We start from the raw sequence: 6592 nt of genomic DNA, 5'->3' as shown, positions 1-6592 counted from the left end.
CCGGGTGGGGCGGGTTCGGTTCGGGCGGGGCGGGGCGGGGCTGGGCGGGTTCGGTCCGGTTCGGTCCGGTTCGGGCCCGTGCGGGGGTGGCGGTGCGGGTCGGCGGTGGTTGGGGCAGGGCTTTTCCATGTCCCGCCCTCCCCGCCGTTCAGCCACCCCGTCCCCCCGCGCCCCCGCCACCCCGCAAAACAATTCGACCAGGCGCATACTCATGCACGATCATGGTGCTCCCTGGGGCGGCCCCGCCCCCGCGCAAACCACCAGGGAGCAGCCGGCATGTCCGATCTCACGGTCGTCCAGATCCCGCAATGGCAAGGGTCCTCCACCCCTACGGCACGCCGCCTGGTCGGTGGCGCCAGGCTGCTCGCCAAAACCGTCCCCGACGCCGCGCGCATCCGCGTACACACCGAGGTTGCCGCAGGGCAGACCCGCGACGGCGTGGCCCACGCCGACGTGCTCGTCCACAATCTCGCCGCCGCGCGCCGGGCCGTGGCCGTGGTCGGCCGGCCCGTCCTGACCGTGGGCGGCGACTGCGCGATCGACCTCGCACCGGTCGAGGCCGCGCTGCGGCAGCACGGCGACCGGCTCGCGGTGGTGTGGTTCGACGCGCACGGCGACCTCAACACCCCTGGCTCGTCACCGTCCGGCGCCTTCCACGGGATGATCCTGCGCGCACTCCTGGGCGACGGGCCGGCCGAGCTCACGCCCGACCCGGCCCTGAAGCCGGGCCAAGTCGTCCTAGCCGGCGTCCGCGCCCTCGACCCGGACGAGCGCGCCTTCGTGGACCGCCACGCCGTCACCGAACTGCCGCCGGAGCGACTCGCCGACCCGGCGGCCCTCATCGACGCGACGGCCGCCGGCGGCGCCGATCACGTGCACATTCACATCGACCTCGACGTGCTCGACCCGACCGTTTTCTCCTCGGTCGGCACCCCCGAGCCGGGCGGCCTGACCCCGGAGACGCTGCTCGCCGCCGTCACCGCGCTCGCCGAGCGCTTCACCGTCGCCGGGCTCACGATCACCGAGTACGAGGCCGACCTCGACGCCCCGGACAGCCACGACGAAGCGATTCTCGCCACCCTGGTCCCAGCACTGATCGAGGCCGTCACGGGCTGAACCGGAGTTCGCGGCCGGCTCTCCCCGGCCCGCCGAGCGTCACGCCGCCCCGCGCGTTCCGCGACGTTCCGTTCCGTTCCGTTCCGTTCGGCTCCGATGCGATCCGAAACGAGACGAGACGATCCCAGACGCACGAGCCGACTCGAAGCGACTCGGTGCACATCCCCGCCGGCCCGCGTCTCCCCGCGCCGGTCAGTCCCGCGATCGGTCCCGAGCAGGCTCCGGCCACATCCCACCCACCGGCGGAGCCGGCCCGTCCAACGCCGCGCTGATCGCCCGTAGTTCCTCCGCGAACGACGCGACGTGGTCGGTACCGACCGCCGCGCCGATCACATTCGCCACCTCGTCGACGACCAGTTGGCCCGACGCGACGCCCTCGACCCCGAGTTCGGTCAACTCCAACAGGACCACGCGCCTGTGTACGGGGTGCGGCCTGCGCGCGATCCAGCCCACTCGCTCAAGCGCCGTGACCGCCGTGGTCACGCTTTGCGGAGTGATGCGGTGGGCCCGCGAGAGGTCGGCCGCGGACAGCGCGCCGTGCTCGGCGATCCGGGTCGCCAGGCCCAGTTGATTGATCGATACGCCCAGGGGTTCGAGGCCGTCGTTCAGGACCCGCTGCATCGACTGGTGCGCGCGCCACATCAGGTGCGTCACCTGATCGCTCCACGCGATACCGCCTTCTGCGGGGTGAGTCGGCATCGCGCGTTCCCTTCTCCGGATCGGGTGGGCCGCAACTCTGTGGGCGCCACGCGCCACGGTAAGGCAACCCATCTGATGCCAGCCTACATAGATGTTCACAGCCTTCTGATAACTTGGCAGCCTTCAGATACCCCGGAAGGCAGTTCCACCATGACCACGAGCTCTCCGCCCGGCCTCACAATCGCCGCCCCGCCTGCGGCACAGGGCACCGCACGCCCCGCGCTCACCGTCGTCCTGGCTTGTCTGGGCGTCTTCGCGTCGTACATCCCCATCGGTGGGGTCGCGGTCTCGCTGCCGACCATCCAGCGCGGTCTCGACGCGTCGACCACCGACCTGCAATGGATCAGCGACGCGTTCATCCTCCCGATGGCGGCGCTGATCCTGACGTTCGGCCTGATCGGCGACCTCTACGGACGCAAGAAGGCGTTCCTGGCGGGCTTGGTCCTGCTGGCCATCGGATCCGCGATCAACCTCACCGCGCACAGCGTCCCCCAGGTCTGGGTGGGCCAGGCTCTCTCCGGCGCCGGCGGGGCAGCTCTGCTGACTTCCAGCCTCGCGCTGATCAGCCACGCGTATCCGGACTTCCGCGCCCGCGCCAAGGCCATCTCGGCATGGGCCGCCTCACTCGGCCTGGGCATGTCGCTGGGCCCGCTGCTGAGTGGCGCCATCCTCGAACAGACCACGTGGCGCTGGGTGTTCGCGCCCGCAGTGGTGATCTGCCTGGTCGGCGTGGTGGTCGCGGTCCTGCTGCTCGAAGACTCGCGCTCGCCACACGGTCGCGCGATCGACGTACCGGGTCAGATCGCCGCGATCATCGTGATCGTCGGCCTGATCTACGGCGTGATCGAGGGCGGCAACGCAGGCTGGGGCAAGACCCCCGTGGTGCTCGCGTTCGTCCTCGCCGCGCTCGGGCTGGTCGCCTTCGTGATGGTCGAACGGCGCTCGGCCACGCCGATGTTGTCGCTCAAGCTGTTCTCGTCGAAGGCCTTCACCGGCGCGGGCATCGTCACCATGCTGACCATGTTCGGCCTGGTCGGCATCGTCTTCTCACTGAGCCTGTTCTTCGGCAACGTGCAGCGGCTGTCGGCGCTGGAGATCGCGTACCGGTTCCTGATCATCAACGGACTCAGCGTGCTCATCGGCCCGATCGTCGGCCGCCTGATGGGCCGAGTCGCCTCGGGCATCCTGCTCACCGGCGGGCTCGTGGTCACGGGCATCGGCATGCTGACCCTCAACACCCTTCAGCCGGACACCGGTTTCGCCGCGTTGATCGGCCCGCTGGCGACCATAGGCGTCGGCTTCGCGTTCGTCATGACGCCGATCACCGCAGTCGCCGTCAGCAGCGTCCCGCACCACCTCGCCGGCATGGCGAGCGCGGGCAACAACACGCTGCGGCAACTCGGCGGCGCCATGGGCCCGGCGATCCTGGGCGCGGTGCTGACCAGCCGCATCGCCTCGGCACTACCCGGCCACCTGGCCTCGTCCGGCCTGTCCCAGGCGGACCGCGACCACGTGAACTCCGCCGTCTCCGACGAGGGCCTCTCCGCCGCAGGACACCTGGGCCTGCCCCCGGAAGCCACCGGCAAGGCTCTCGACGCCGTCGGCGCGAGCTTCACCGACGCCCTGCACCTGTGCATGACCCTCGCAGGCATCGGCATGCTCGCGGCTGCGGTCGTCACCGTCCTTCTGATCGGCCTCAAGCGCCGCCCAGCCTGACTCGTCCCCGACCGCTGCCGAAGCCCGTCGTCCTCGTCGCCGAACGAACCGACATCGGCGCCGAACGAACCGACATCGGCCCGTCCCGCGCCGAGGACAACCCACCCGACCGAAGTACACCCGGCCCGGCCGGCGCCTGAGGCCACCCCCCTCAGCCCGGCCGGCGCTCGCGGCCACCTGAACGCAAGCCGAAGGCGGTAACCGTCGCGCCCAGGACAACCCCCACCACCGGGACCAAAAGCGCCGCCCGGAAGCCATCCAACTCCGAGCCGCCCCCACCCGTACCCGCACCCGCGATGACCGCCGTAACCGCCGACAGACCAACCGCCGCCCCGAACTGGAAGGACGTATACAACAACCCGCCGGCCAGCCCTTGCTCGTCCTCCTCGATCCCATCCGTCGCCGCGATCGTGAGCGGTCCGTACGCGAGCGCGAAGGCGACCCCGAGCAGCAACATCGTCGGGAACATCGCCGGATAGGTCGTGTCCCCGTCGATCGGCAGGAAGCACAGGTAAGCGACCGCCGCCGACACCATCCCCCCAAGAATCACCCGCAGGTTTCCGAACCGCTCGACCAAGCGCGGCGTCACCGTCGGCGCGAGCACCGCGTCCACCCCCGCCGCGAGCAACGCGAAGCTGGTCTCGACCGTCGACCAACCCCGCACCTCCTGCAGATAGAACACCGCGACGAACTGGAACCCGAAGAACGACCCGGCGAACAACATCGCCCCCAGGTTCGCCCGCACCAGCGCTCCCGACCGCAGGATGCCCAACCGGACCAGCGGCGCCGCCGACCGCCGCTCGACCGCCACGAACGCGAACAGCAACACGACCCCGGCCACGAACACCATCACGGTCCACCCCGGCCCGCGCGCCGGGTGCTCCAGCCGCACGACCCCGTACACGAGCAACAGCATCGCGCCGGAAACGCTGATCGCACCCGCTACGTCGAAGCTCTGCGTACGCCGCTCGCGACGCCCGTCGCGCGGCAGCACCACAAGAGCCAGGACCAGGATCACCGCGGCCATTCCGACCGGTACGAAGAACACCAGACGCCAGTCGATCGCGGTCAACAGCCCACCGATGACCAGGCCGAGCGAAAAACCGCCCGCCGCGGTGCCCGCGTAAACGAGCAAAGCCCTGTTCCGCTGCGGCCCCTCGGCAAAGCTCGTGGTGATGATCGACAGACCAGCCGGCGTCATGAACGCCGCCGCCGCACCCGTCACGAACCGCGCGACGACCAACATCCAACCCTCGGTGGCAAACCCACCGAGCCCGGAGAAGACCAGAAACACGGTCAACCACACGACGAACATCCGCCGTCGGCCCAGAAGATCAGCCGTTCTGCCGCCTAGAAGCATGAACCCGGCGTAGGCCAGTACGTACGCACTCATCACCCAACCGACCGCGCCCGTGGACATGCCAAGGTCGTCGCGGATCGTGGGCAGCGCGACGTTGAGCATCGCAACATCGATGCCCTCCAGGAAGATCGCGCCGCACAGGACGATCAACATGGCCCACGCGCGCCTGCTCATCCCGGTTGTGTCGCCTGCCGGCGGGAACGTCTGGCCAGCGTGGTCGGAGACGGACGCGGTTGCGGACATGCGGCAGCCCTCTCTCTACATGGGGGTACGTACACGAACGTCCCTACGCGGACGCGTCAGTGGCCTGAGAGCCGATCGGTTGCAGTGGCCTGACCCGAGGGCCGATCGGTTACCGAACCAAACCCGGTTCCCTCTTGTAACCACCCACATCCTTGGGCAGCATCGCCTTCCATGGAAGAAGGCACTTCAAAGTCACCGACCCACCCTCCGAGTAACCCGCCTCGAAGCACCCCGGCCGAGCACACAGAACACGAGGAGTACGACGAGTACGACGCCCTGCAATGGGACGTACGCGAGGGATGCGAAGTCCGCCAGATCCTCGACCGCGTCGCCGACAAGTGGTCGCTCCTGGTGATCGCCATCCTGGAACGCCGCACCATGCGCTTCACCGAGCTGCGCCGCGAGATCGACGGCATCAGCCAGCGCATGCTGACCGTCACGCTGCGCCAATTGGAACGCGACGGCCTGGTCCGCAGAACCGTGTACGCGGTCGTCCCCCCACGCGTGGACTACGCACTCACGCCGATGGGCACGACCCTGCACACCACCATCCGCTCCCTCGTGACGTGGACCGAAGAACACCAGACCCGAATCGCCGAGGCCCGCGCCGCCTACGACGCCCGCACCGAAGCCACCACCAAGCTCACCGCCAGCCCGAACCGAGCGACCGCCCACCCGTAACCGGGCGCAGCCGCCCCGATCGGCCGGTTGGACCCGCCGGAAGCGCCGACCTCGCCGAACTCCGGTACCGGGAAAGCGCGGTGCGGCCGCCCCACCTGTGTAGGGCATGGCGATTCATGGGCAGGATGGGGCCGTGGCGATTCCGATGATGACGATTGACAAGCCATGGCCGACACGACAAATCGCACACGCGTGGCTCACGTGGGCGGCAGACAGGGACCTGAGCAAGGCCACGACCCGACTACGGGAAATGGCCGAATCGCACAATGCGGACGCGGTCCTCGGGATCCGGATCGAGGTGCACGACCGCACAAGGACGAAGGCGTCGATCATGGAAGGCACGAAGATCGCCACGGAACCGTGGTTCTACGTCTACGGAACCGCCGTACGCCTCGTACCCACATCCGCTTAGGACCGAATCCCGCGCACCGCTGTCCACGCAGGGCGGCCGGCGAGCGGGTTCGCCGCGACGGCCGGCCCCACCGCCGGCTCCGAATCCGCGCGCACCGCCGCACCCCACCGATACACCGCGCACACCTCCGGGACTCGCGTACAGGCCGGCTCCTCAGCGGCCCACCAGTCATCCGGCCGGCCACGCGGGAGGGGCGCCAGAGTGGCGTGCTCCGACAATCCGGACCCGACCGATCAGATATCGGCGGCAACACACAAACCCATCAGGGCCGAGCCACTGAGCCGACAGCACCAACCTGCCGAAGTCCGTGTCGTTGCCACACCGAACCGCGCGGGCACCGATCCTGGGACGGGACGGGACGGGGC

Annotated in this window: 6 protein-coding genes; 4 read left to right on the top strand and 2 right to left on the bottom strand. The window is 69.5% G+C overall.

Features of this window, described 5'->3' with window-relative positions; all coding sequences use genetic code 11:
• The first annotated feature begins 276 nt into the window (after positions 1 to 276).
• On the top strand, positions 277 to 1116 hold the full coding sequence (locus GT354_RS28655) for an arginase family protein (RefSeq protein ID WP_161359275.1): 840 nt from the start codon (positions 277 to 279) through the stop codon (positions 1114 to 1116).
• Between the two features lie 192 nt (positions 1117 to 1308).
• Here GT354_RS28655 and GT354_RS28650 read toward each other — a convergent pair whose 3' ends face one another.
• A complete protein-coding gene (locus GT354_RS28650; protein WP_161359274.1) occupies positions 1309 to 1815 on the bottom strand; it encodes a MarR family transcriptional regulator in 507 nt (168 codons plus the stop codon).
• A 150-nt stretch (positions 1816 to 1965) separates the two neighbouring features.
• Here GT354_RS28650 and GT354_RS28645 point away from each other — a divergent pair, with 150 nt between their 5' ends.
• Positions 1966 to 3531, top strand: coding sequence for an MFS transporter (locus tag GT354_RS28645; RefSeq protein ID WP_161359273.1), 1566 nt, complete (start codon positions 1966 to 1968; stop codon positions 3529 to 3531).
• A 151-nt stretch (positions 3532 to 3682) separates the two neighbouring features.
• Here GT354_RS28645 and GT354_RS28640 read toward each other — a convergent pair whose 3' ends face one another.
• Positions 3683 to 5065, bottom strand: coding sequence for an MFS transporter (locus GT354_RS28640; RefSeq protein WP_161359272.1), 1383 nt, complete (start codon positions 5063 to 5065; stop codon positions 3683 to 3685).
• Positions 5066 to 5305: 240 nt separating this feature from the next.
• Here GT354_RS28640 and GT354_RS28635 point away from each other — a divergent pair, with 240 nt between their 5' ends.
• Positions 5306 to 5815 carry a helix-turn-helix domain-containing protein gene (locus GT354_RS28635; RefSeq protein ID WP_161359271.1) on the top strand — a complete coding sequence of 170 codons (510 nt, stop codon included), beginning with the start codon at positions 5306 to 5308 and terminating at the stop codon, positions 5813 to 5815.
• A 148-nt stretch (positions 5816 to 5963) separates the two neighbouring features.
• Entirely contained in the window at positions 5964 to 6227 is a 264-nt protein-coding gene (locus GT354_RS54610) for a hypothetical protein (protein ID WP_237535551.1), read from the top strand.
• The last annotated feature ends 365 nt before the right edge of the window (positions 6228 to 6592 follow it).

The sequence above is a fragment of the Streptomyces sp. SID3343 genome (assembly GCF_009865215.1).
In the GTDB taxonomy this organism is placed as follows: domain Bacteria; phylum Actinomycetota; class Actinomycetes; order Streptomycetales; family Streptomycetaceae; genus Embleya.
This window is presented reverse-complemented; position numbering and strand designations above follow the sequence as displayed.